Source organism: Pyrococcus horikoshii OT3, from assembly GCF_000011105.1.
GTDB classification, from domain to species: Archaea; Methanobacteriota_B; Thermococci; order Thermococcales; family Thermococcaceae; genus Pyrococcus; species Pyrococcus horikoshii.
In genome coordinates this window covers 1,279,176-1,303,443 of record NC_000961.1, presented here as the reverse complement: position 1 = coordinate 1,303,443, position 24,268 = coordinate 1,279,176, and the positions used below count along the sequence as shown (strand labels likewise).

The window sequence follows — 24,268 nt, the reverse complement described above, 5'->3', positions numbered from 1 at the left end:
ATGCTAAAGAGGTTGCTCTCAATAATCCTAATTCTCATAATTGGATATTGGATCGCTCAAGGGTTAGCAAACGTGCCCTTTGGAGAGGATAGAATGCTTGTAGGAAAATACTACCTTCAGCATGTAAAGGAGCAGACCGGGGCCGTTAATGCGGTTACGGCCGTTGTTGTAAACTACAGAGGTTTCGATACCCTAGGTGAAGTTACTGTTCTTTTCATAGCATCCACGGGTGTAGCAGCATTATTATGGAGGAAGAGAAGGGAAAGGACTGCAAAAACTGAAGGTTCTTTAGTTTTAACAACGGGTTCAAAACTGTTGTTCCCCTTCATAATGCTGTTTGGAATGTACATTTTCATTCATGGTCACTTAACCCCAGGAGGAGGCTTCCCAGGCGGGGCCACAATAGCTACAGGGTTCTTGCTAATGTACCTAGCGTTCATAGTTTACGAGATCCCCCATAGGGGGTTTGAAGTTACAGAAGGATTAGCTGGAATGAGTTACGTTCTAGTGGGCCTCATAGGCTTAGCAATTGGAGGATATTTCCTGTTTGACTGGATATGGCAAACATGGCACTTTGGAACTAGTAACTTGGGTAGACTATTCAGTGGTGGATTCATTCCCGTGATATACACATTAATTGGGATCAAGGTAGGTACAGAGCTCAGCGGAATCATCGACAACATGCTTAAGGAGGAGGTGAAAGAATGATATCTGCCTACTATTTCGGTGCAATAAGCTTGGTCCTAATTGGGCTTTACGCTGTTCTAGTTAAGAAGAACCTACTTAAAATCCTCATTGGATTAAGTATAATGGAAACTGGGGTAAATTTACTCTTGATAAGTATAGGGTATGTCTCTGGAAGGAGTGCTCCAATTTTAAGTGAAGGAATAACCCCCTCCCAAGCTGTAGATCCCATTCCCCAAGCTCTGGTTCTTACGGCCATAGTTATAGGTGTGGCAACTACCGCAATGGCCCTTAGCGTTGCTATTATTCTGTATGAAAAGTATAGGACATTAAACATAGAAGAGATAAGGAGGTTGAGAGGATGAGCCAGGTGGCATCACTTTTAATAGCTCTTCCTCTCATTAGTGCATTCTTCGTTCCAGTATTGAAGCAGATTAAGAAATCACTGATATTTCCATACTTGACTTTAATAACCTTGCTTCAAACCGGAATAGCTGGGTGGGTATTTTATGAGGTTTACACGACGGGTAAGCCCATCCTAATATACGCTGGTGGATGGAGGCCTCCTGTGGGTATAAACTTGTACATAGGTCCCTTCGCTGCGTTGTTCATACTAATAATAGCAATTGTGAGCTTCCTGACTTCATTATTCAGCATGAGGATGGTTAAGGTTGAACCAATAGACAAGTATGCGATGCTTTTCCTCCTCCTCATGCTTGGAGCAACTGGAATGATAGCCACCGGAGATATCTTCAATCTCTTCGTATTCATGGAGATAACTGCAATAACAGCGTATGCTTTAACGGCTTATAACAAGACGGGAGAGGCAGCTGAAGCATCCATGAAATACATGATCCTGGGAGGAATCGGTTCAAGCTTTTTCCTAATTGGGGTTGCCCTAATTTACGGAGTGACGGGAACATTAAACATGGCCCAACTAGCTGAATTTGCTTCAGCAGGTAAAATAATGCCAGTAGTTGCTCAGGTGGGATTAAGCTTAATAATCTTCGGCCTGGCCGTTGAAGCTGAGTTGTTCCCACTCAATGCATGGGCCCCTGACGCTTATCAGGCGGCCCCTCATCCAATAACAGTCATGTTTTCGGCCTTCGTCGTTAAAGCCGGCCTTTATGCCATGGCGAGGATCCTTTACCTATTGCAGAAGGTAAATGGTTGGGACTCCGTATTAAAGCTATTGTTAATAATGGCCACGCTAACCGTTATATTTGCTGAGCTTTCGGCTTTAAGGCAAAAAGACGTGAAAAGAATGATAGCTTACTCAAGCATAGGTCAAGTTGGCCTGATAGCACTGGCATTTTCCCTGGGAACTCAAGCAGGAGTTGATGCCGGTGTCTTCCATATGTTGAATCATGCAATAGTCAAGACCATGATGTTCCTTGGCGTTGGTTACGTTGGCGTGATGGTTGGTGGAACGAGAATAGAAGACTTTAGAGGTCTAGGGAAGAGGATGCCTCTAACGGCCTTATCCTTAAGCGTTGGAGCTATATCGACTGTAGGTGTTCCATTATTCAACGTATTCTGGAGTAAGTTCAGGATAATAGTGGCGACAATTCAAGCAGGGTTTGTCTGGCCAGCAGTTTTAGTCCTATTTGCAAGTGTTGTAGAGGCCGTTTATTACTTTAGACTCCTTCACGTCATGTGGTTTGCAGGAGAAGGAGAAAGAATAAAAGAAGGCTGGATAGTTGTGTTCCTACTACTCCTAGCTCTGATAATCGTAGGAATAGGAATTTATCCAACTCCGGTATGGGAGATCGTGAAGAGGGCTGGAAGCGATATCTTTGCTGTTAAGGTTTACATTAATAATGTTCCTTTACTGGGGGTGGTACAATGAATGAGCTCCTCCTAATAACTTTTTCACCCCTCGTGGCTGGAGTATTGGCATGGTTAGTCAGAATTAGGGGAGTTAGAGAAAGCCTAGGTATATTAGGAGCAATAGTCCCATTAGCATTCCTAATAAAACTTTATCCAAGCCTTGATCATCCTATAAGGGCGACTATAAGCTTAGGAGGCTTTGAGCTGGGCTTTTCAATGTCCCACTTAAACTGGGTATTCTCAATGATAGCAGCGGTAGTAGGTTTGTCTGCTGTCTTTGGGATGGCATCAACGGCTAAAGATAGTTACGAGTGGCTATTTTCACTTATGAGCCTAACTGGAGCTTTAGGGATATTCATGGCCCAGGATCTCGTTACTTTCTTCATATTCTGGGAGGTAATGACGTTTTCAAGCTTCATGATGGTGCTTAAATTTAATAGGGCCGCATCATTAAAGTACTTGATACTTAGCATCATAGGAGCTTATTCAATGCTTGTTGCTATTGGAATAATCTACGCAAAGACAGGAACGTTTACCTTTGCTGATATATCAGCGTTTTTCAGAAAGGAAGCAATGCTCGCCATGCTTGGTGGAAAGTCTACTTTCAGTAGGTTTGACATGGCATTGATATACCTACTGTTCTTAATGGCCTTTGGAGTCAAAGCTGGGATGTTCCCACTTCACGTCTGGGCCCCGGATGCTTATAGCGAGACTGACCAAAGTTATACCGCAATTTTCAGTGGAGTCTTGAGCAAAACAGGGGTTTATGGATTCATACTCCTCTACGTCCTGATGTACGGAAAGCTATTAATTGACCTAGGTCAGTTCAAGGGAACACCTCTCTTCGGCTATATCATAGCGTTTTTAGGTGGTTTAACGATAATTATTGGCGGTGTTTTAGCCGCATTACAGGAGGATATCAGGAAATTGTTTGCATACTCAAGTATAAGTCAGGTCGGCTATATCTTAGTCGGCTTAGGAATCGGAACTTCCCTTGGAATAGAAGCAGCGATCTACCATGCAATAAGCCATGCCCTCTTCAAGGGATTGTTCTTTTTAGTTGTGGCTACCATAATATATAGAACTGGAAAAACTGAGTTCAAAGACTTTGGAGGCTTAGCCGAGAAAATGCCCTTTACATTCGCAATGGCATTCATAGCCATACTGAGCCTTGCTGGGATTCCGCCTTTGGTCGGGTTTGCAAGTAAATGGTTAATATTTGAAGCTGTCATTAGTCAGAAACTTCCAATTCTCGGAGGAATGTTATTCTTTGGAAGCGCGATAGGTTTTGTTTACTTGATAAGGTTCACTTACGCGGTATGGTTTGGTCAGAGGCCAAGCGATATAGAAGATACCAAAGATGCTCCTCTTCCATTAGCAATTGGAATGGGAATCTTAGGAACGCTGAACGTAGTCTTTGGAGTTGCTCCTGGGCTGGTGGCTAAGGAATTAAATGCCATTTTCGGTAACCCGGTAATCGGAGGAAATATCTGGGAGCTTGATCTTGGCTTTGGAAGGTACAATGCCTTGTTAGTTGCAATATGGTTAGTGATCGGCGTATTAATAGCTGCAATTCTATACTTCCTAGGAGCTAGCACCAGAAAGGTTCCAGTTACAGATACGTACCAATCTGGAAATCCAGTTACTATGGAGTATAACCTAACTATTAGGAGGAACTTCTTCCTACCCTTAAAAGAGACAATGGCCTTTTGGCTTAGGATAAGCTTCGATAAGTTGTACAAGGATACCTGGAAGGCGATTGAAGACTTTGCTGAAACCGCTAGAAACTACATATACAATGGAAATGTTCAGGCTTATGCTTGGTACCTGGCAATAATATTACTAATACTAGCTGCGATGGGGGTGTGAAGGATGCTTAGGGTTGTGATTGACGCCTTATTAATATTAATCTATGCAACCTTTGTTGGCTTCATGTTCATGGGAATTATAAGAAAAACTGTAGCTAGGATACACAGGAGAATTGGGCCCCCAATTTATCAGCCCATAATTGATACCATCAAGCTCTTTGCAAAGAAGGAGAACATAACCCATGGTGTGATCTACGACTTTGGAGTAGTCTTTGCCCTAGGTGCTACCATCTTAGCTTTAATGTTCATTCCTTTAGGAAACGTTAGCGTGTTGAGGGCTTATGGAGACCTCATATTGATAACATTCCTATTGGAAATCCCAATGTTGGGAATAATGTTCGCAGCGATGAGCTCTGGGAATCCATATGCTGGAATAGGTGCCCAGAGAGCTCTATTGACATTGCTAGCCGTTCAAGTCCCATTAGGATTTGCAATAGTTACACTGGGCGAATACTATGGGACTTTCAGCACCTATGAAATAGTAATGGCCCAGCAACTCCATGGGTGGAGCATCTTCCATCTTCCACTGCTCTTGGCCGCTATAGCTTATGATATAGTCCTCCAGGCCATGTTTGGGAAGGAGCCATTTGACATTATGATAGCCCCGGGAGAAATATCTTTGGGACCGATGGTAGAATTTGGAGGTAAGCACCTTGGTATCCTACAGGTTCAGCACGCTATAGGACTATTCGCAGAGACATTATTCTTCTCGAACATCTTCCTGGGAGGGGCCGCGGTAACGGCTTTCTCAAGTTCAATCCTCAATACGTTAGCTACCATAACCATTCTACTAATAAAGCAGTTAGTGGTACTGTTCATAGCGATATTCATAAGCACGATATTCCCGAGATTCACAATTGATCAAGCGGCCGAATTTTACTGGAAGTGGCCAACGATAATAGCTGCACTAGGTGCGATCTTAGCAAGCTTGTGAGGTGGTGGGGATGGTTGACTGGAGATTGTTTGAACCATTATTTAACTGGGCGAGAAAGAAGAGCCTGTGGATTGTGGCATTCTGTACCGGATGCGGTGGAATAGAGATGCCTCCCTTAATGACGGCTAGATACGATATAGAAAGATTCGGTATGCTATCTGATCCAAGTCCTAGGCAGTACGATCTCTTCCTGATAACTGGCTATGTAACCCCAAAGACATTGAAGAGGATAATAATAACCTATGAACTTTCCCCGGATCCTAAATACGTTTTAGCTCATGGTTCATGTCCCATTAACGGGGGGGTATACTGGGACTCTTACAACACCGTAAAACATCTTGACAAGTATATACCAGTGGATGTTTTCATAGCTGGATGCATGCCAAGGCCTGAAGCTGTAATGGATGGAATTTACAAGCTTATGGATATGATAGAGAGCGGTGAAGCTGATGGGTGGAGGAGGTACAAGGAAAATTACGAATGGTACAAAAAGAATCAGGATGAACTCTTAGGGGAAGGTTGGAGGGAGAAGGAAGCCAGAAAGTGGATACCCTGGCTTGTAGATAAGACCAGGGAGGTTAAAAAATGAGTTGGCAAGTTGGTGAAGAACTCGTAAAAAAGATCTTAGAAAAAGCTCCATATGCTGAAGGAAAAGTTAGAAGGGAGAGGAGATTAGAGTTTAAAGTACCAGCTGAGAGGTTAAGGGATTTTCTAATGCTAATGAAGGAGAGCAATTTTCCATTGATGCTACAAATATCAGCGGTTGACTGGCCCAAGGATGGTGAGATAGAGCTTGTTTACCACTTAATTAATCCAGAGCTCGGTACCCATGCAATGGTAAAAACTAGAATTCCAAGAGAATTAGATAAAGCTAAGATTTCTACTGTAAGCGATATCTATCCGGCAGCTGAAACTTATGAAAGGGATGTTCATGACTTCTTTGGCGTTTACTTTGAAGGTAATGAGAGGATGGAGATGCCTTGGATCCTTGATGACCCTGAGAGAGGATTATATCCTCATAGAAAGGATTTCAAAATGCTTGAGTACGTGAAAAAGAAGTATAAGATCCTCGATAGATTTGATGAAAATAAGAGCAGATACGTGATCTGAGGTGATAATCATGGTAACCCAGGAAGAGTTAATTAGGGAAGCGAGACAAAATGGAATGGAGCTTTATCCCATAAATAGAGATACCTATGAGCTGTTCTTTGGCCCCCAGCACATGGCTACTGAAAACTTCAGTATAATCCTAAAGATGGATGGTAATAGAGTTGTAAAAGCAATAGCTAATCCAGGATTCCTTCACAGAGGTTTTGAAAAGCTAGCAGAGTTTAGACCTTGGTACACGAACATTGCATTGCTCTTGAGAATATGCGTTCCCGAATCAGATGTTCCCGAGGCTATATACTCAATGGCCGTCGATGAAATAATTGGGTGGGAAGTTCCCGAGAGGGCCCAATGGATAAGGACTCTTGTTCTAGAGCTGGCTAGGGTTTCAGCATATCTCTTCTGGATAATGGGATTAAGCTTCAAGCTTGGTGTTTACACAGCAGGTCAATGGGCGGCCGCCTATAGAGAGAGGATAATGAGGATATTCGAGGAATTGACAGGGGCCAGGGTTTATCATATTTTCACTATACCAGGAGGAGTTAGGAGAGATATTCCTGGAGATAAGTGGCTCAGACAGGTTAGGGATACGGTGGAGTACATAAGATCAAAGCTACCTGACTTTGACAACATCCTCTTTGAGAATTATATAACATACAGGAGAATGGAAGGGATCGGTGTCATGGATAAGAAATTCGCTCTAGCCGAAGGTGTTACGGGTCCAAACCTAAGGGCTACTGGAGTTGCATACGATGTCAGAAAGGATGATCCCTACCTATTTTATTCAGAGGTTGAATTCGAAGTTCCAACCTTAAAGGAAGGAGATGCGTTAGCTAGAGCTTTAGTTAGGAGGTATGAACTGGAGCAAGATCTATACATTATCGAGCAACTCTTAGAGATGGGCCCACCGAGCGGCCCATATAAAGTCGAGGATCCGAGGCTTAAGAACCTTCCAAGGTTCAAAGTCCCAGCAGGTGATGCCTTCGCTCACGTTGAATCGACTAAGGGTGACTTTGGAGCTTATGTGGTTAGCGATGGGGGGAACAAACCATACAGGGTTCACGTGAGAGGGCCAAGCATTGCACATGGAATTAGGGTTCTTGAGAAATTGTTGGTTGGAGCGAGAATAGCCGATGTTCCTATAATATTGATGAGCCTTGATAATTGTCCACCGGATATTGATAGGTGATGCTCATGCCGGCAAAGGTAGTTGGGGAGGATAAGGTTAAGAAGCAACCTTCGTTCGTAAAGCCATGGCTTGGTTTAAAATATCTATTTAAGAAGCCAGTAACGATAAAGATACCAGATGAAAAAATAGAGCCTGCCCCTAAGTACAGGGGCTTCCACACTTTAGATTGGAAAAAGTGTATAGGATGTAACTTCTGCGGTCAGATATGCCCCGCTAGGGCTATAGAGATGACTTGGATAGAGGTTAACGGTAAGTTGGAGAAGAGGCCTCATCCAAAGATCGACTATGGAAGATGTACCTTCTGTCAATTCTGTGTTGACGTCTGTCCCACAGGGGCCCTTGGGTTTATAGAGAGCTACATCTTAACAACCACTGGTAAAGAAGAGGAATTACAGCTTTTTGATTGGGTTCCCTTACCGCCAGACAAGTTTAAAGAGTTACAGGATGAGTATGGGGACTGGAGGTTTCCAATAGAGAGAATAGAATTCAATAAGGAAACTAAGGAAGTTACATACTACCTTAGAAATGGTGAAACGTTTAAATTCAAGATAGTTGGGTATGGACTAAAACCTCCAAAACCGCCCTCAAAGCCTCAGCAGGAGAAAAAAGAGGGTTAAAGTCTTTTTTCTATTTCATCCCATATTCTCTCAGCTAACTCCCTCTTATTCATTTTTGGAAGTTCTTTCTCAAAGTTTCTTCCAATGATGATAACCTTACTCTCGTCACTTCCAAAGGCTTCCAACGTATTTCCAATGACTATATCACTTTTAGCTCTCTCTATTTGCTTCTTGGCCTCCTGAATAAGTTTTTCCATTGTGGTTTCAGCCTTAAAACCTACTAGGAACACATCGGGCTGTAGCTCTTTAATCCTATCTATTATCTTAGGATTAGGAACGAGTTCTATAGTTATCGACTTATTACTCTTTATCTTATCCTCTGCCTTTATTTTGGGCTTAAAGTCACTTACTGCAGCTGCCATTATAACTACATCATACTTCTTTTCGGTTAACTCCTTCTCTATTGCCGCGAGCATTTCCTCAACGGTTTCAACTTGAATTTGATTTTCAACAAAGCTATTCACGCTTCCTTTAGTTTTTATTAAAGTAACTTCAGCTCCTCTAAACTCGGCTTCTTCAGCTAATGCTACCCCCATCTTTCCACTGCTTGCATTCGTTATGAACCTTATTGGATCTATGTATTCCCTAGTAGCTCCGGCCGTTACGAGAACTCTTTTTCCCTTTAGAGTTTTAGGATGAAGTTTCCTTATAACCCTGTAAACTATCTCATCTATGCTTGCAACCTTGGCTTTTCCTTCTTCAATTCTAGGCCCTATAAACTCAACTCCCAGCTTCTTCAATTTCTCTATGTTCTCCCTTACTATGGGATGCTTGTACATACTCTCGTGCATTGCAGGAGCTATCATTATTGGAATGTGTGGAAAAGCCGTAGTAACAACCGTTGTTACTGGGGTATCATCTATTCCGCAAGCTATCTTTGATATCGTGTTTGCGGTTGCCGGGCAAACTAGTATAAGATCGGCCTTGTTTTCATGCTCCCCCGCAAGTTCGACGTGTTCTATAAACCCAGTAATTTCCGTTATAACGGGATTACCAGTTGCAAACTCCATTGCATAAGGATGAATTATCTTAGTCGCACTAGGCGTCATGACAGCGTGAACCTCAGCTCCATGCCGTATCAGTTCTCTTGCCAACTTTACGCATTCTACAGCTGCTATACTTCCTGGAATTGCAAGGACTATCTTTTTACCAACAAGTTTTCTACTCTTTTTGGCATAGATCCGCTTAACATGGTTAAGCATTGCATATCACCAAAACCTCTTAAATGGGCTAAAATATATAAGTTTAGAGTTCATCTCTCTCTTGTCGGTGGTTAGAATGAGGAAGAAAGTTTTAATGCCTTTATTTTTAATTCTCATGCTCTTAGCAATTCCTGCATATGCTCAATGCCCTTATGAAGGGAGAACCGTCACCCTTAAAGCTCCAGCGGTTTCAGTAACATCTACCGGAGAACTAGTTGGTGTTCCAACGGATTTCATAATAACGGTAGCTCCAGGAAGTGGTCACGTTTACGTTGAAACATGGCCTTTAACTCAGGTAGACATGCAAGCCTCCGCTAGGCTTGCTGCAGAAGTTGCAGGTAGGGTTCTTGGTGTTGACATGAGTAAATATGACGTGTTCATCCAGGTAAAAGCAGATTCCCCAATAATCGGTGGGCCGTCAGCCGGCGGAACCATGACCGTCGGGATAATAGCTGCGATAATGGGCTGGGATATAAGGAAAGATGTGATGATGACGGGAATGATCAATCCCGATGGTAGTATTGGACCAGTGGGAGGGATACTGGAAAAAGCTTCTGCTGCTCATCAGGCGGGTGCAAAGATATTTCTAATCCCTGAGGGGCAAAGAATTCAAGTTGTCACGGAATCTAAATCAAGGCAAATAGGTCCAATAACTCAAATAACGACAACGCAAAGAAAGGTCGATGTAGTGAAGTATGCCCAGGAGAGGTGGGGGTTAAAGGTCATCGAGGTAAAGGATATTTACGATGCCGTTTACTATTTCACGGGACATAAGCTTGAAAGACCAAAGCCAAGGACTAACGTAATAATAAACACCTCCTTCCTGGAATCAGAAGCTAAGAAGGATTACAAGGAGACCGAGGATTATTACAACGAGATAAAAAGAAAGCTTGCGGAAAGTGACGTAGGCTATTCAACGTATAGTTACCTAAAAGCAGCTCTCGATGATGCCTCGAGAACCCTCAAGATGGCCGAGGATTCATTGAATCAAGAGAAATATTACACCGCTATGAGTCTGGACTTTCAGGCTAGAATAATAATAAGGCACGTTGACTGGTACATTGACGTGTACGAAGGAAAGGATATTGATGACATATTCTCGGAAGTCAAGGATGAAATCAAGTCTGTGGAAAATTACGTCTCCAATTTAACGATAAAAGGTGTGACGATGTTACAAACTGTAGCCGCTAGTGAAACTAGAATCGAGGAAGCAAAGGAATATCTCAAAGAGGCCGAGGCTTCGTATTATAATCAAGATTATTGGAATGCAGTTGGGAATGCGGCATATGCCTACGAGAGGGCAAAAACAGCTGAACTTTGGGCAAAACTTGGAGAGAAGTTTGCTGGAAAGACTGTAATTTCTAGGGATGCCATAAAGAAAGCTGCTAGAGATCAATTAGATAATGCCAAGCTCATAGTTATGTATATAACATCGATGTTCGGCGAGCAGAATTTGAAAGATTTAGTTGATCTGTTAAATAAGGGAGAGGAATACTATGAGGATGGTAAGTATTCTGCAGCTCTATTTTCTGCAATGGAAGCCAGAATTAGAGGGGAGGTAATCTTGGATACAATAGGAATAGAGAACGTGTCAGTTTTAAAAGATAAACTTTCGATGATGAAGGAAGATGCGAAGAATGCCATAGGATTAGCCCAGGAGGGTGGAACTTTACCTCTGCTTTCAATAGCTTACTATGAATTCGCTGAGAGCTATGAAGCTAAGGGGGATCTTCAGGATATAATTACTGCTATGGTTTTCTATCAGTACGCTAAGGAAACTGCTTTAGTTTTCCAGGAATGGAAAGTAAAAGTCGGGAATACTAGTGAGGTAATATCCTCCCCAATAGTCACTACCACCACAACGACATCTTCAACCACGACCTCTACCACTACTACGACTACAACTCAGCTCCCTTCAACGTCTATTTGCGGCCCAGGAATATTGCTCCTTTTACCTTTATTGGCTTTAATTAGAAGGCGTTGACTTTTTCTTTTTCATAATTTCCGGTAAATAGTTCAATTTATCGAGTAGATCTATTTCCCACTGGGCTAAACTTGGACAAATGGTACATCCAAGTCTATAAAACCCCTGATAATATAGGGGATGAAGTTCTATTCCATTCATGAGGATGTAAAGTTGAACCATCGCACCACTCCAGAATTTTATGGGCATAATCTCTAAAACCTTTCCAAACGTAGTTTTTCTTTCGACTACTGGAGGCTTTAGCCTTCTTTTCGCACTTTCGGAGTCTCTATCCCCCACTATTAAAACCGGATCTCTTAGGTCTTTTATTGAGTTGTACAATGCATCGACTTTCATTTTGGTGCACCATCTATTTGAATGGGTTGGTAATCCATACTTGTGAACGGGCATTGGAACCTCTACTTTTATAACATCGATCCCTAGCTTATGAGCAACTTTCTCTATGTATTCATCCGTCAATGGCATCTCGTACTCCATCTTTACGTAGACAGCTGTTACTTCATCGAATACCTTGCTAGCTAGTATTAGGGTCGCTGTAGAATCTTTTCCCCCGCTCCATGGAACTACCGCTGTTTTATCCTTAAACTGTTCAAGGAATGCAATGCTAGCTCTCTCAAATGCCCTGATGTATTCGGTATTTCTCTTTATCGTTTCTTCGAGTGAAACATCACTCAAGAGGGGAATTCTCCATTTAACCTCGGTTGGCCTTCCGATGATTTTACTAATCTCAGCTATTTTATGAGGACCTGAATAGTACTCCTCTATATTCATTGTCTTTCTTAGGACTAGTGCAACCTCTCCTGGATCCACATCAAGTAGTTCTTTCATGTTCTTTCTAAATCCCTCTCCGATAGCAAAGTATATATCATAATCAGGGTTTATCTCTAGTCCAAGTTCGTTTTCCGGAGTTAGGATGTAAGCTTTATCCTTCCAACTTATCCCAAGTCTAAATTTAGCCTTTATATCCTCGATGTTATTGTAGAGTTCATCAACCCTCATGTTCCTAACCTTTTTCGTTCTGAGTATCTTAACGAACGAAGGGTGAGGAAGCTCGCTGCTTATATCCTGGGCTAGCTCCTTTTCTTTTTCCCCAAAAAGTAAAATTGGCACATAAGGGTGTTCTAATGCTTTGCTTAGGTTATCCCTAACTTCGCTGAACCTTCTTCCCCCTCCTAGGCTTGAAACCTTAAGATATCCCCCATAGTTTCTTTCGTTTATATACTGGATTGCCTTAGCGTCTTTCCTTGCTCTAACTATTATATTAAACATCAAGGATTAAAAAGAGGGAGGAGTTTATAACGTTGAAGGTTCAATGATGAAAACTCCCTGATCTGAAAAATAAATGATGAAGACCGGTTCACTGAGATTTCTGCTTAGCTTTCTTAATTTCCTCCTGCTTCTTCTTTATCTCTTCCACATCTTGTGGGGTTACATAAATGAACTTCTCATCGTATTTATCGTAGCTTGCAAGTAGGAACTCATCGCTCATCTGCAATGCACCCGTTGGACAAACATCAACACATTGCTTGCAGAATACGCATCTTCCAGTCCATAGGGCAACTTTTCTTATCTCTGGGATGTATACGAAGACCCCAGCTGGGCACACGGTTACGCACATTCTGCAACCAACGCATTTATCAACGTTATATACTATTCTTCCTCTGAAGTTATCTGGAACTGGAATTGGTTCGGTTTTAGGAAATGGGTTCGTTGCCGGTGATTTGAATAGGTTCTTAATCACGGTCGGCAATAAGGGTAGCCTTATCATATCCTCACCCCCAGGACCAATAAGAGGGCCCCTACAACACTTGCGGCAAATACCCTAGTCCATAACAGGTTTACTGCTTGTGTTATCCTTAGTCTTCCAGTTACCGTTCTAAACACCGTTTTTGCAATAAATAGCACTATGAATACCTTGAGTGTATGGATCATCAAGTTGGTGATGTAACCTTCAATTCCTGGGATCCTTACCTGCCATGGAAAGAGAACTGCGACAACAAGCGATGTCGCTATGAACTCCTTAATGGACTCTGCGAGCTTTATTATTCCTAGGTACCTACCGCTATACTCCACAAGAGTACCTTCTGCAATCTCCTCCTCAGCTTCCGGTATATTGAAGAATCCTACTTCAATTTCGCTGGCTAACCATGCCATGAATACGTAGATTAATATTATCCCAGCTACCCACACCATTGGTCCAAGCTCCCAGATGTTGTGCTCATATAGGCTACCTAAGCTGAAAGGCCTTTTAACCCCAAGCTTTGAGATCCCCCACATTACCGAGAATACTCCGAGCATCATTGCAGGTTCTCTGGAAATTAACATTGCAACTTCTCTAGCAGCTCCTATTTTTCCATATGGACTCCCTGAACTTATAACACCTAGGATTAAGAAGAAATCAGCTAGCGTTAGAAGGTATATAAAGACTATTATATCTCCCTTAGTTGCGAAGAGTGGTGGGAATCCAAGTGGGGTATAAGCTAGAAGTGCTATTACAGTGGCAAGCATTAGAATTGGGGCCGCCCTGAACATGAAGTTTGCGGTATTTGGAATTATTGTTTCCTTGCTCATTAATTTTAGGAAGTCGTAAAATGGCTGCAATATTGGGGGTCCAATTCTCCTCTGCATCCTAGCAACAAGTTTCCTATCTATACCACTGAATAATAGAGATGTTATTGAGACGTAAATATAAAGGAGAATTAGGCCGATAAGTTCGTAGATAATGCTCATATCCTCACCCCCTAATGCATCCTACTCCCGCGGGAGTGGGATCCCCTTTTACTTCTGGATTTATTTCCCGAGTTTTCTGAATTGAAAGTTTTAGCAGATCTTTTTCGGTTAGGATAATCTTCTTGCCTTCTTTCACTACGGCTACCCTATCGGTACAGCTTAGGCATGGATCTATAGAGGCTATTGCAACGACGACATCGGCTAGTTGATTTCCTTCCAATCCCTTCGCTATTGTGAACAAGTTGGGAAAAGTTGGTTCCCTCATCTTCCATCTGACGGGACCATCCCTACCCTTCTTCCCTTTTACATAATGTATGAGTTCTCCCCTTGGAGCTTCGTACCTACCTATTCCTTCTCCATCTCCAAGTAGCTTGAGCTTTGCAACTAGAATGTTATCTTTAGGAAATGCCTTTATCTTCCCTTCTGGCATCTGATCTAACGCATGCTCAATCAGCTCAAGGCTTTGATATATTTCACCGATTCTGACTGCTGTTCTATCATAGACATCCCCCCTAGCCTTCTCTCCTGTGACGTCTTCTGGCATTACTGGTTTGATCCCTAAATCTGGATACACTCCAAGTTTTTCGCTCCATCTTGCATCATCCTTTATCCCGGATCCCCTACCTGTTGGCCCAACCGCACCCATTTCTATAGCTAGTTTCCTTGGGACTACCGCACAGTTCCTAAGTCTTGCTTCTATAGTTGAATCATGTAAGAATACATCTTCTATCTGGGGCATTATTTCTCTATAGTACTTTATCATATCGAGGAGCAATCTCTTGTGCTTTTCCTCTATATCCCTCCTAACCCCTCCAATAGTCATCATACTGTAGTTTACCCTGTTGCCGGTTATGGCCTCTAGAGCATCCATTACCTTCTCCCTTGCAAGCCATGTTAAGTGGAGCACGGTGTCGTACCCTATGTCGTGACCTACGACCCCGAGGTTAAGGAGATGGGAGTGTATTCTCTCAAGTTCCCCAATTATCGCTCTTATGTATTCGGCCCTTTCGGGAACTTCTATTCCAGCCATCTCTTCAACTGCTCTAACATATGTATGATTGTGGGAGAAGCTACATATTCCGCATATCCTTTCCGCGAGATACATAAGCTGAACGTAGTTCCTCCTAAAAGCTATCCATTGAATTCCCCTAAGGTTATACCCCAGCTTAATATCTACGTTTACTATCCTCTCTCCATCTAGCGTGAGGATGAACTTTTCAGGCTCTTCTAACCCAGGATGGATTGGGCCGAAAGGTATCTTAACCCAATATTCTACCTTCTTACTCATTTACCTCCCCTCCTCAGGAGATAGGGATGACCTGCATTCTTTACCATGTCCTCCGGAATTCCCTTATCATCGTGCCTAAGTGGGTATATTCCCTCTGGAAAGTCATCTGGGAGAAATAGCCTTCTTTTATCTGGAGCATTTTCAAAGTCTATCCCGACCATTTCCATAGCTTCCCTCTCAAATTGCAGGGATATTGGAAATATATCGCTTATATCAGGTAATACTGGGTCATCCTTTGGAGCGCTAGTTTTGACTATCATGGAAACTCCTGGAGCTTCATCGTACAATAATAGGAAGTGTATGCTGAAGTCGAGGGTTTCTCCAGCATCTTCCTCAATCCCAATTGAATAGTGAGCGTCGGGGTCTAATTCCTTAAGGAATTTCATAAAATCTCTAAGTTTTTCCCTGGGAACTTTAGCCCAAATTCTTCTTCTTCCCCACTTATTTTCTTTGACTTGGATTTCAACATCTGGGAACCTTTTGCTGATTTCATTGACTATGATCTCCTCCTTATCTTTCATAAATCTCCCTCCTCAGGCGGAATTTCTCCTTTGAGCATTTTAGCTAACTTTTCCAATGCGAGAACAACTCCATAGAGAATTGCCTCTGGTCTAGGCGGGCACCCTGGGACAAAGACATCTACGGGGATTACGTTATCTAGCGGAGCATTTGTAAATGGGCTCTCGTAGAATACGCTACCTCCGGTTGCACAAGAACCAACGGCTATTACTATCTTTGGATCTGGAGTCTGCTCATAAACTAGCTTAACTCTCTCGAGGCTCTGATTCGTAACGGGTCCTGTAACTAATAGAATATCCGCATGCCTAGGTGAACCTACTAATTTAACCCCAAATCTCTCAGCATCGTACCTGGGCGTTAAGGCTGCTATTATCTCTATATCGCATCCATTGCATGAACCTGAATTTACATGGAATACCCAAGGTGACTTTCCAATAAACTTGCATAGCTGGGCTATTCTTTTCTCAAGTCTCTTTCTCTCTTCATTTTGCTGAGCTTGAATAGGGACCTTAATTGTCATCTCTTCACCCCCTCACGAGAAGTACCACGAGTATAAATGCAGTCGTTATGAGTAGGTAACTAACATAATCAGTGAGTAATCCTGTGTGATCTTCTCTTAACACGCTGAAGAACTTTCTTACACCGTTTATCAGACCCCACATAGTGTTCCTTCCCGTGTAATGACCTACAAGATGCTCAAACCCAGGAATAACTTTATCTGGATCCTCACCACTAATGAATATCTTAGTTCCATCTCCGACTTCTCTAGTTCCCATTCCAGATCTTTTAGCCCACTCATTTAGCAAATAAGCTAGTATAAGGCCGATTGTAAATACTAAGATAAAATAAAGGGCATCCCAATAGCCAAACAATTTAACCACCTCCCATAAGGGTCATGACGTAACTTGTAATATCCCAGAGATTTCTTGCAGCTGGTATCATGATTTTGTCGCTTATCTGCCATGGAAATATTCCCATAAGAATTATCGCTATAACTAAGATGAACATTGGAATGAGCATTAGTGCTCCTGGGTCTTTGGCCCTCATCACCTTCTCATTTGGTCTGCCAAAGAAAGTGAATAGAACTCTTACATACGCAGCAGTACAGAAAGCGGTTCCAATTATCGCTATTGAACCTATTATTGGGTTGAAGAGTGCAGAACTCTCGTATATCAGCCACTTGCTTGCGAATCCATTTAAAGGTGGCATTCCAACTATTGCCGCTGCTCCTATTAAGAAAGCGAAGGTTGTCTTGGGCATGGTCTTTGCAAGCCCACTTAGCTCATTTAAGTTCCTAGTTCCAAGCTCATGCAATACGGCACCGGCCACTAGGAAGAGAAGGGCCTTCATCATGGCATGGTTAACTATGTGATATATTGCACCTGCTAGAGCTAATTCACCGATCTTTGAACCGTAGGCAACCATCCCAATTCCAAGCCCTAGGAGGATGTATCCTATCTGCCCTACTGAGGAATAGGCAAGTAGTCTTTTCATATCCTCTTGCACTACGGCCATTGCGTTCCCAACGATGAGAGTTATGCATGCGAATATTATGACCAACCATCCGACGGTTGCTAGATTTATAGCTGGTAGGAATATGCTGAAAACCACCCTAGCTATCGCGTATATCCCTCCGACTTTTATGACCAACCCTGAAAGCATTGCTGAGATTGAACTTGGCGCAGCTGGGTGAGCATCTGCAAGCCACATGTGAACTGGAGAGGCACCACTCTTGAAGAGCAAGCCTCCCAAGAACAGCGATAACGCTATCTTAGCTACTATCGTTGGGTTCTCGCTCATTTTCACTGCTAAGTACCCCATCGTCAAGGTTCCATATTGGCCGTAAAGCAGTGCTATTCCCAAAAGGACGAGGCTACTAGCTAATGATCCTACAAACATGTACTTTATACCGGCTTCTATGGCTTCCCATGTATCATTCCTAAAGGCGACGAGGGCATAGCTGGCTATGCTCATAATCTCAAGGAAAACATAGAAGTTGAAGATGTCTCCGGTTATTGCTATGCCAAGCATTCCTAGTTCCAGGATTAAGATCAAGGTGTAATACTTCTCAAGTCCCGTGTCATGTTTCATGTATTCAATTGAGTATAGCACCGCTAGGAAGCTTACTAGCGTTATTATCAGAACCATTATGGCACCGAATTTATCGACTTCCCATACTATCCTTATTGGGAAGTTAGCCTTTCCAAATGGTGTCTCGGAACCTAAGGCGTAAACTATTGTTCCCCTATTCCACACTTCTCTAAAGACCTGGATTCCAACCATCAGCGTTGTAAAGCTTATTATCGTTGCCCAAATTTCCTTTGCTTTACCTTTTAGAAGGCTGACTATGGGCATTGAAAACGCTCCAAATAGTGGGATAATTATGATGAACGGTAACCATGTCATCCCCTCAACCTCCTAAGCTTTGTTAAGTCGAGGGTTCCGTAGTGTCTGTACGCATTAACGGTTAGAGCGACGGCAAGTGAAAGGACGCAAACTCCGATGACGATGCTAGTTAAAACTAGAGCTTGCGGAATTGGAGCAACCATTGCGCCTCCTTCATAGCCCGTGTAAATTGGAGCTGTTGATGGTAGTCCGTTCTCTAGCCTATACCCCTCGCTTATGAGAAGAAGATGAATACCAGAGTCAATTAAGTCTAAAGCTAGTATTAGCTTGATGAGATTGCGCTTGTAGAGGAGGGCATATATTCCAAGGGTAACCATTATTATCGCAGTTAAATATTGGAATGCTATCATTCTTTCCACCTCCTAAAGAGGGCTAGAGCAAATACTGCAGAGACTAGACCCGTGAACACCTTTAGGCCAACTCCGAGGTTCATTATTGGAAGGAATCCGGCTGAAAGTAAGGTTCCTGGCCTTCCATTGAATAGTGGTCCTTTGTGCCATAGTATGTTGTAGAAGAATGCTACGCTAAGCCCAAGCATCGCTGCCCCTAAGAATACTAAGCCACCGATCCCCTCCAGAGCTGAGTAAAGGTCTTTGTTTATCCTCTTCTTTGCCTCGTCAACTCCAAAGGCTATCAGGAATAATAGTGCAGTACCAACTATCGTTGCTCCACCCTGGAAGCCTCCTCCAGGTGTTAGGTGACCATGGAGGATTATGTAAGACCCAAATACGCCTATGAGGGGAATTAATGCTCTTGCATTCGTCTTCACAATAACCCCCATGTCACTCATTCCTCTCCCTCCTCCAGGGCCTTAGAAGAGCTACAGCTCCGGCTATTGCCGTGAATAAAACCGTTGCTTCTCCAATGGTATCGTAACCTCTGTAGTCAAACACTATGTCCGTAACTATGTTCATTCCACCCACGTCTTCGAGTCCGTGTTTTATGTAGTAATCATCGGTATAGCGATATCTTTTCCAATCTTCACCGCCTAGACCAAATTTTATTCCGTACCCTGGACTAAGAGCAACCATAAGAGCAGCAAATATTATCATCAATGAGAGAAATGCCAAAGCTCTTTTCATGGCGCCTCCCTCTCATACCTCTCGGTCTTTGCAATCGCATAAACTACTATAGCCGTAACAACGCCAGCCCCAACAGCAGCTTCGGCTATGGCAACATCTGGAGCGTGAAGCATGTAAAATTCTAAGCTTAGAAGTAGGCTCATGGCCGCTGAGGCTATTGCGGCTCCAAGCAAGTCTCTAAGCGTTATCATAAGTGCTGAAGTGAGTATGATCCCTAGGAGGATTATGAATTGGATTATTATGTCATTCATCTTTCTCCCTCCTTCTCTCTAAGTACGCGTCAACAACTGCTCTCTTCGGAAGGTAACCGCTTAAGTGGGAAGCCCTAGCTATAGCATGAGCTCCTACAGGGTTCGTCAATAGTAGTGCTAGAAGGGCGATCAAGCTGTGAAGGGCCATTTGAAGGTACTTAGGATTTCTAGTTTCATTTAATCTTGCTAAAGCGAAAATCACAACTGCAAAGGTTGCAAAGATCGTTCCAAATGTTGTACACTTGGTAGCTCCATGGAGTCTCGTGTAGACATCTGGAAATCTATGAAGGGCTATGCTACCGAGCATGTTGAAAGTGACGCTTATCGCTAAGCACGTTAGGATTAGGTATTCTATCATGTCAATCCCCCCTGGAGATACTTAGCTATGATCAGTGTCCCTATGTAACTGAGAAGTGCATAAACTATCGCTATGTCAATGTAAATTGCCCTCTCGTAGTACGCCCCAAGCAAGAGCATAATGGCAACGACTAGTGTGTTGAGGGTATCCAGGGCAACTACCCTATCAGAGGTTGTAGGTCCCAGGATTAGTCTGAGCAATACTATCAATCCGGCTATTCCAATGAGGAATACAGCATAGAGAAACATCGACATCAAATTCATTTTCCTAACCTCCTGGCCCACTTTTCAAAGGGTCCAGAAACGGGTTCTGAGCTTTCTGGCCATTCTAATCCTTTAGGAATGTTTATCCAGTGAACATAGAGCACTTTTTCCTCTGGAGAAGCTTCTATAGTTAGTGTTCCTGGAGTTAGGGTTATTGAGTTACTCAAAATAGTATACTGAGCATCATTCTCCAGGTTAACGGGAACTTTTACTATACCTGGCCTTATCTTCCCCGTTATTACTCTATATGCTACATCTAAGTTGGCCTTTATCATTCCCCAGAACAGCACTGGAGCATAAGCTATGAAAAGTATCCATTTTACTGGATTTAGGAATCTGCTAGCTCTCTCACCTATTATATTCCTGGTAGCATATCCAACTATCGCTGAAAAGATTAAGCCTGCTATCAACTCTTGGGAGTTCCAGAGTAGTCCCTTACTTCCGGCGGTGAGGATGAGCCACATGAAATAAGACCATATGAATGCCGTGATAAATGACATCTCCAAACCTCCTCAACCATTGGTTTAAAACGCTATTTTACTTCCTTATTTTTTCTTCTTCAGAGAGAAGATAGCGTAGAAATCTTAAAAGGGTTTTTTAAAGCTTAGAATTGAAAATAAAAGTGTTCAACCTTTGGTTTAATATCTTTGGTTTTGGTGATACACAATTGTGCCCCAAAATGCTTTTAAATATTCACTAAAAGAGCTACGTGGAGGTGAAGGAAATGTTCAGCCTAGGTGGGGGTTTAGGTAGGAGTAAGGTTGATGAGAGCAAGGTCTGGGATGTTATAATCATAGGAGCAGGGCCCGCGGGATACACAGCAGCAATCTACGCTGCGAGATTCGGATTAGACACTATAATTATTACAAAGGATCTAGGAGGAAACATGGCAATTACGGATCTAATAGAAAACTATCCTGGATTCCCCGAGGGTATAAGTGGTTCCGAACTATCGAAGAAGATGTATGATCAAGTTAAGAAGTATGGTGTCGAAGTAATAATTGATGAAGTCATCCGCATAGATCCAGCTGAGTGTGCTTACTATGAAGGGCCCTGTAATTTTGTAGTCAAAACTGCTAATGGAAAAGAATACAAAGCAAAAACTATAATAATTGCCGTTGGTGCAGAACCAAGAAAACTCAATGTTCCAGGGGAGAAGGAATTTACTGGAAGAGGTGTTAGCTACTGTGCTACTTGTGATGGACCATTATTCGTAGGAAAGGAAGTCATAGTTGTTGGTGGTGGAAATACAGCGTTACAGGAAGCTTTATACCTTCACAGCATAGGTGTCAAGGTAACCCTAGTTCACAGAAGGGATAAATTTAGAGCTGACAAGATACTTCAGGATAGGTTTAAGCAGGCGGGAATCCCTGCTATCCTGAATACAGTCGTTACCGAAATTAAGGGGACTAACAAAGTTGAGAGTGTTGTTCTTAAGAACGTTAAGACGGGAGAAACGGTTGAGAAGAAGGTCGATGGTGTCTTCATATTCATAGGTTACGAGCCTAAGACGGACTTCGTTAAGCATTTGGGGATAACAGATGAATATGGTTACATTCCAGTTGATATGTACATGAGAACTAAGGTTCCAGGAATATTCGCTGCAGGAGACATAACTAACGTGTTCAAGCAGATTGCCGTCGCAGTGGGTCAGGGAGCAATTGCAGCAAACTCTGCTAAGGAGTTTATAGAAAGCTGGAATGGAAAGACTATTGAGTGATCTTTCTCCTTCTTTGAAAATTTTTCGAACAGGAATGTTCATCTTCGAACTTAAAGTTAAATAGTAGTACCCCGACACATTCTTTGGTGAATTAAAATGGAGTTGAAGCCAAACGTTAAAGAGATACCCGGACCAAAAGCTAGGAAAGTTATTGAGGAGCACCACAAGTACATGGCAACCACGACAAACGATCCAAACGAGTACTTCCTAGTTATCGAGAGGGCAGAGGGAGTTTATTGGATCGATGTCGATGGAAACGTACTCTTGGATTTCTCCTCAGGAATCGGTGTCATGAACGTAGGACTTAGGAATCCAAAAGTTATTGAGGCCATAAAGAAGCAACTTGATCTGGTACTTCACGCTGCTGGGACTGACTACTATAACCCATATCAAGTAGAACTTGCAAAGAAGCTCGTTGAGATAGCCCCAGGAGACATCGAAAGAAAGGTCTTCCTAAGCAATAGTGGGACCGAGGCCAATGAGGCAGCGTTAAAGATAGCAAAGTGGTCCACAAACAGGAAGATGTTCATAGCCTTCATTGGAGCATTCCATGGAAGAACCCATGGAACTATGAGCCTTACCGCGAGTAAACCTGTCCAGAGAAGCAGAATGTTCCCAACGATGCCTGGTGTAGTTCATGTTCCATATCCAAATCCATACAGAAATCCATGGGGAATTGATGGTTATGAAAACCCAGATGAGTTGATAAATAGGGTAATCGACTACATTGAAGAGTACCTCTTTGAGCACTACGTTCCAGCCGAAGAAGTTGCCGGAATATTCTTTGAACCCATCCAAGGTGAGGGAGGTTACGTAGTTCCACCAAAGAACTTCTTCAAAGAGCTCAAGAAATTGGCAGATAAGCATGGAATACTCTTAATAGACGATGAAGTTCAGATGGGAATGGGAAGAACTGGAAGGATGTGGGCCATAGAGCACTTCGATATCGTTCCCGATATAGTTACCGTTGCAAAGGCCCTTGGTGGTGGAATACCCATCGGAGCGACTATATTCAGAGCTGACCTTGACTTTGGAGTCAGCGGTGTTCACAGCAACACATTCGGAGGAAACACTGTCGCTGCAGCTGCAGCCCTTGCGGTGATAGAAGAGCTTCAGAATGGTTTAATAGAGAATGCCCAGAAGCTGGAACCTCTCTTCAGGGAGAGGCTTGAGGAGATGAAAGAGAAGTATGAGATAATCGGTGATGTAAGAGGCCTTGGACTTGCATGGGGAGTTGAGTTCGTTAAAGATAGGAAGACCAAGGAATATGCAACCAAGGAAAGAGGAGAAATAGTTGTCGAAGCCCTTAAGAGAGGTTTAGCATTGCTTGGCTGTGGAAAGAGTGCAATAAGGCTTATCCCACCATTGATAATCAGTGAAGAAGAGGCAAAGATGGGATTGGATATCTTTGAGGAAGCAATAAAGGTCGTCAGCGAAAGGCACGGATACAAGATTCATTAGTCTCTCCTAAATTTTTCTTTGAGCTCTATATACTTTTTCTTATCAAGGGGAAAATTATTGGCGTTTTCAAGTAGGGCGTTAATAAATTCGGCCTGTTCTTTGCTCCAGATCTCATTTGGGGTCTTTTTTAGCCATTCAACATAAAACTTGATATACCTTATCCTCTCGCTCATTTCCCTATTCAATTGGATTCACCCCTAATTTCCTACAGAACATTTCAAGTTTCTCCTTATTTATTGCATCTTTGAAAAGCTCATAGAGAAAATATGCATCCTCATAATCTCTATCACTTCCAAGATAAAGCTTATATGCTATCTGGAGTTCTATTGGCGAAATGTAAACGTTTAATTGTCCAGCTTTAACGAGTATCCTTTCCTTTAGGGCTATTAAATGAAGTTCATTTTTTGGAAATTTTATTTCAAGATTAGGGAATATTCTCCCACTTTTTGATATCCTCAGGGGTAAACCCTCTTGAAGCATCTCATAAAGCTCTTGGGGATCATCTCCGTTTAAGAATTCAAAGTTAGAGGAAATAAAGTCATCATAGATCTCCTTGAATCTTTCAAATGATATTCTGCTAATAATAGTATCAATATCCTCGGTTCCTCTTGCCCTTCCAAACAGAATTGCAACATATCCACTCACGATGACATATTCAACGTATCTTTCGAGGATTGAAATAGCGTCAATAACGAACTCGTCTAATTTGTTCAAAGTTTTGTTCTCAAGAATTATCACTCCATCATGAAGAAATTTAATATCCATGAATTCTCCC

Annotated in this window: 30 protein-coding genes and 1 other RNA gene; 13 read left to right on the top strand and 18 right to left on the bottom strand. The window is 42.6% G+C overall.

Annotated features, from left to right (window positions below):
- From PH_RS06860 to nuoI, 9 genes are read left to right on the top strand one after another with little or no spacing between them, the layout of a single operon-like run.
- A complete protein-coding gene (locus PH_RS06860; protein ID WP_048053395.1) occupies window positions 1–708 on the top strand; it encodes a Na(+)/H(+) antiporter subunit B in 708 nt (235 codons plus the stop codon).
- Complete coding sequence (locus PH_RS06855; protein WP_010885533.1) at window positions 705–1,049, top strand: NADH-quinone oxidoreductase subunit K; 345 nt, start codon at window positions 705–707, stop codon at window positions 1,047–1,049. Before PH_RS06860 ends, PH_RS06855 begins: the two co-directional genes overlap by 4 nt.
- Window positions 1,046–2,533, top strand: coding sequence for a proton-conducting transporter membrane subunit (locus tag PH_RS06850; protein ID WP_010885532.1), 1,488 nt, complete (start codon window positions 1,046–1,048; stop codon window positions 2,531–2,533). The genes PH_RS06855 and PH_RS06850 overlap by 4 nt, the downstream gene beginning before the upstream one ends.
- On the top strand, window positions 2,530–4,383 hold the full coding sequence (locus PH_RS06845; RefSeq protein WP_010885531.1) for a proton-conducting transporter membrane subunit: 1,854 nt from the start codon (window positions 2,530–2,532) through the stop codon (window positions 4,381–4,383). Before PH_RS06850 ends, PH_RS06845 begins: the two co-directional genes overlap by 4 nt.
- A 3-nt stretch (window positions 4,384–4,386) precedes the next feature.
- The gene (locus PH_RS06840) at window positions 4,387–5,316 is read left to right on the top strand and encodes a respiratory chain complex I subunit 1 family protein (protein ID WP_010885530.1); all 930 of its coding nucleotides are present in this window, start codon (window positions 4,387–4,389) and stop codon (window positions 5,314–5,316) included.
- 10 nt (window positions 5,317–5,326) lie between these two features.
- Window positions 5,327–5,905 carry a NuoB/complex I 20 kDa subunit family protein gene (locus PH_RS06835; RefSeq protein WP_048053394.1) on the top strand — a complete coding sequence of 193 codons (579 nt, stop codon included), beginning with the start codon at window positions 5,327–5,329 and terminating at the stop codon, window positions 5,903–5,905.
- On the top strand, window positions 5,902–6,426 hold the full coding sequence (locus PH_RS06830; protein WP_010885528.1) for an NADH-quinone oxidoreductase subunit C: 525 nt from the start codon (window positions 5,902–5,904) through the stop codon (window positions 6,424–6,426). Before PH_RS06835 ends, PH_RS06830 begins: the two co-directional genes overlap by 4 nt.
- Window positions 6,427–6,436: 10 nt before the next feature.
- A complete protein-coding gene (locus tag PH_RS06825; RefSeq protein WP_048053393.1) occupies window positions 6,437–7,612 on the top strand; it encodes an NADH-quinone oxidoreductase subunit D in 1,176 nt (391 codons plus the stop codon).
- A gap of 5 nt (window positions 7,613–7,617) precedes the next feature.
- Window positions 7,618–8,229, top strand: coding sequence for an NADH-quinone oxidoreductase subunit NuoI (gene nuoI / locus PH_RS06820; RefSeq protein WP_048053392.1), 612 nt, complete (start codon window positions 7,618–7,620; stop codon window positions 8,227–8,229).
- On the opposite strand, the gene coaBC is transcribed toward nuoI, so the two are convergent.
- Window positions 8,226–9,431, bottom strand: coding sequence for a bifunctional phosphopantothenoylcysteine decarboxylase/phosphopantothenate--cysteine ligase CoaBC (gene coaBC, locus PH_RS06815; RefSeq protein WP_010885525.1), 1,206 nt, complete (start codon window positions 9,429–9,431; stop codon window positions 8,226–8,228). The genes nuoI and coaBC overlap by 4 nt on opposite strands.
- A gap of 76 nt (window positions 9,432–9,507) precedes the next feature.
- Between coaBC and PH_RS06810 the strand changes: the two genes are divergently transcribed.
- Window positions 9,508–11,415 (top strand): S16 family serine protease, encoded by a 1,908-nt coding sequence (locus PH_RS06810; RefSeq protein WP_048053391.1) that lies wholly within the window; start codon window positions 9,508–9,510, stop codon window positions 11,413–11,415.
- Here the strand turns inward: PH_RS06810 and PH_RS06805 are convergent.
- Entirely contained in the window at window positions 11,398–12,684 is a 1,287-nt protein-coding gene (locus PH_RS06805; protein WP_010885522.1) for a phosphoadenosine phosphosulfate reductase family protein, read from the bottom strand. The genes PH_RS06810 and PH_RS06805 overlap by 18 nt on opposite strands.
- Before the next feature lie 39 nt (window positions 12,685–12,723).
- On the opposite strand from PH_RS06805, the gene PH_RS09605 reads away from it, so the two are divergent.
- Window positions 12,724–12,782: C/D box small nucleolar RNA (locus PH_RS09605), an RNA gene on the top strand.
- Here PH_RS09605 and PH_RS06800 read toward each other — a convergent pair.
- Genes PH_RS06800 through PH_RS06735 form a run of 14 tightly spaced genes read right to left on the bottom strand, consistent with a single transcriptional unit; the run spans window position 12,773 to window position 20,812 of the window.
- Window positions 12,773–13,183 (bottom strand): 4Fe-4S dicluster domain-containing protein, encoded by a 411-nt coding sequence (locus PH_RS06800; protein WP_010885521.1) that lies wholly within the window; start codon window positions 13,181–13,183, stop codon window positions 12,773–12,775. The two genes, PH_RS09605 and PH_RS06800, sit on opposite strands and share 10 nt — an antisense overlap.
- Complete coding sequence (locus PH_RS06795) at window positions 13,180–14,145, bottom strand: respiratory chain complex I subunit 1 family protein (RefSeq protein ID WP_010885520.1); 966 nt, start codon at window positions 14,143–14,145, stop codon at window positions 13,180–13,182. Before PH_RS06795 ends, PH_RS06800 begins: the two co-directional genes overlap by 4 nt.
- 4 nt (window positions 14,146–14,149) lie before the next feature.
- The gene (locus tag PH_RS06790) at window positions 14,150–15,433 is read right to left on the bottom strand and encodes a nickel-dependent hydrogenase large subunit (RefSeq protein ID WP_010885519.1); all 1,284 of its coding nucleotides are present in this window, start codon (window positions 15,431–15,433) and stop codon (window positions 14,150–14,152) included.
- On the bottom strand, window positions 15,430–15,954 hold the full coding sequence (locus PH_RS06785; protein ID WP_010885518.1) for an NADH-quinone oxidoreductase subunit C: 525 nt from the start codon (window positions 15,952–15,954) through the stop codon (window positions 15,430–15,432). The genes PH_RS06790 and PH_RS06785 overlap by 4 nt, the downstream gene beginning before the upstream one ends.
- A complete protein-coding gene (locus PH_RS06780; protein ID WP_010885517.1) occupies window positions 15,951–16,472 on the bottom strand; it encodes an NADH-quinone oxidoreductase subunit B family protein in 522 nt (173 codons plus the stop codon). The genes PH_RS06785 and PH_RS06780 overlap by 4 nt, the downstream gene beginning before the upstream one ends.
- Before the next feature lie 4 nt (window positions 16,473–16,476).
- Window positions 16,477–16,824: a hypothetical protein gene (locus tag PH_RS06775; protein ID WP_048053390.1), complete on the bottom strand. Its 348-nt coding sequence runs from the start codon at window positions 16,822–16,824 to the stop codon at window positions 16,477–16,479.
- Between the two features lies 1 nt (window position 16,825).
- Window positions 16,826–18,358, bottom strand: coding sequence for a proton-conducting transporter membrane subunit (locus tag PH_RS06770; RefSeq protein ID WP_010885515.1), 1,533 nt, complete (start codon window positions 18,356–18,358; stop codon window positions 16,826–16,828).
- On the bottom strand, window positions 18,355–18,708 hold the full coding sequence (locus PH_RS06765) for an NADH-quinone oxidoreductase subunit K (RefSeq protein WP_048053389.1): 354 nt from the start codon (window positions 18,706–18,708) through the stop codon (window positions 18,355–18,357). The genes PH_RS06770 and PH_RS06765 overlap by 4 nt, the downstream gene beginning before the upstream one ends.
- A complete protein-coding gene (locus PH_RS06760; protein ID WP_010885513.1) occupies window positions 18,705–19,148 on the bottom strand; it encodes a Na(+)/H(+) antiporter subunit B in 444 nt (147 codons plus the stop codon). The genes PH_RS06765 and PH_RS06760 overlap by 4 nt, the downstream gene beginning before the upstream one ends.
- Window positions 19,141–19,440 carry a hydrogen gas-evolving membrane-bound hydrogenase subunit E gene (mbhE, locus tag PH_RS06755; RefSeq protein WP_010885512.1) on the bottom strand — a complete coding sequence of 100 codons (300 nt, stop codon included), beginning with the start codon at window positions 19,438–19,440 and terminating at the stop codon, window positions 19,141–19,143. Before mbhE ends, PH_RS06760 begins: the two co-directional genes overlap by 8 nt.
- Window positions 19,437–19,691, bottom strand: coding sequence for a DUF4040 domain-containing protein (locus tag PH_RS06750; RefSeq protein WP_010885511.1), 255 nt, complete (start codon window positions 19,689–19,691; stop codon window positions 19,437–19,439). The genes mbhE and PH_RS06750 overlap by 4 nt, the downstream gene beginning before the upstream one ends.
- Window positions 19,684–20,049: a monovalent cation/H(+) antiporter subunit G gene (gene mnhG, locus PH_RS06745; protein ID WP_010885510.1), complete on the bottom strand. Its 366-nt coding sequence runs from the start codon at window positions 20,047–20,049 to the stop codon at window positions 19,684–19,686. The genes PH_RS06750 and mnhG overlap by 8 nt, the downstream gene beginning before the upstream one ends.
- Entirely contained in the window at window positions 20,046–20,303 is a 258-nt protein-coding gene (locus PH_RS06740; RefSeq protein WP_048053596.1) for a cation:proton antiporter, read from the bottom strand. The genes mnhG and PH_RS06740 overlap by 4 nt, the downstream gene beginning before the upstream one ends.
- Before the next feature lie 5 nt (window positions 20,304–20,308).
- Window positions 20,309–20,812, bottom strand: coding sequence for a monovalent cation/H+ antiporter subunit E (locus PH_RS06735; protein ID WP_010885508.1), 504 nt, complete (start codon window positions 20,810–20,812; stop codon window positions 20,309–20,311).
- 224 nt (window positions 20,813–21,036) lie between these two features.
- On the opposite strand from PH_RS06735, the gene trxB reads away from it, so the two are divergent.
- Window positions 21,037–22,032 carry a thioredoxin-disulfide reductase gene (trxB, locus tag PH_RS06730; protein WP_048053388.1) on the top strand — a complete coding sequence of 332 codons (996 nt, stop codon included), beginning with the start codon at window positions 21,037–21,039 and terminating at the stop codon, window positions 22,030–22,032.
- A gap of 96 nt (window positions 22,033–22,128) precedes the next feature.
- Window positions 22,129–23,493 (top strand): acetyl ornithine aminotransferase family protein, encoded by a 1,365-nt coding sequence (locus PH_RS06725; RefSeq protein ID WP_010885506.1) that lies wholly within the window; start codon window positions 22,129–22,131, stop codon window positions 23,491–23,493.
- On the opposite strand, the gene PH_RS06720 is transcribed toward PH_RS06725, so the two are convergent.
- Together PH_RS06720 and PH_RS06715 are read right to left on the bottom strand one after the other, a co-directional pair.
- Window positions 23,490–23,678, bottom strand: coding sequence for a hypothetical protein (locus tag PH_RS06720; protein WP_010885505.1), 189 nt, complete (start codon window positions 23,676–23,678; stop codon window positions 23,490–23,492). The two genes, PH_RS06725 and PH_RS06720, sit on opposite strands and share 4 nt — an antisense overlap.
- Complete coding sequence (locus PH_RS06715; RefSeq protein ID WP_048053387.1) at window positions 23,671–24,258, bottom strand: hypothetical protein; 588 nt, start codon at window positions 24,256–24,258, stop codon at window positions 23,671–23,673. Before PH_RS06715 ends, PH_RS06720 begins: the two co-directional genes overlap by 8 nt.
- Window positions 24,259–24,268 lie beyond the last annotated feature (10 nt).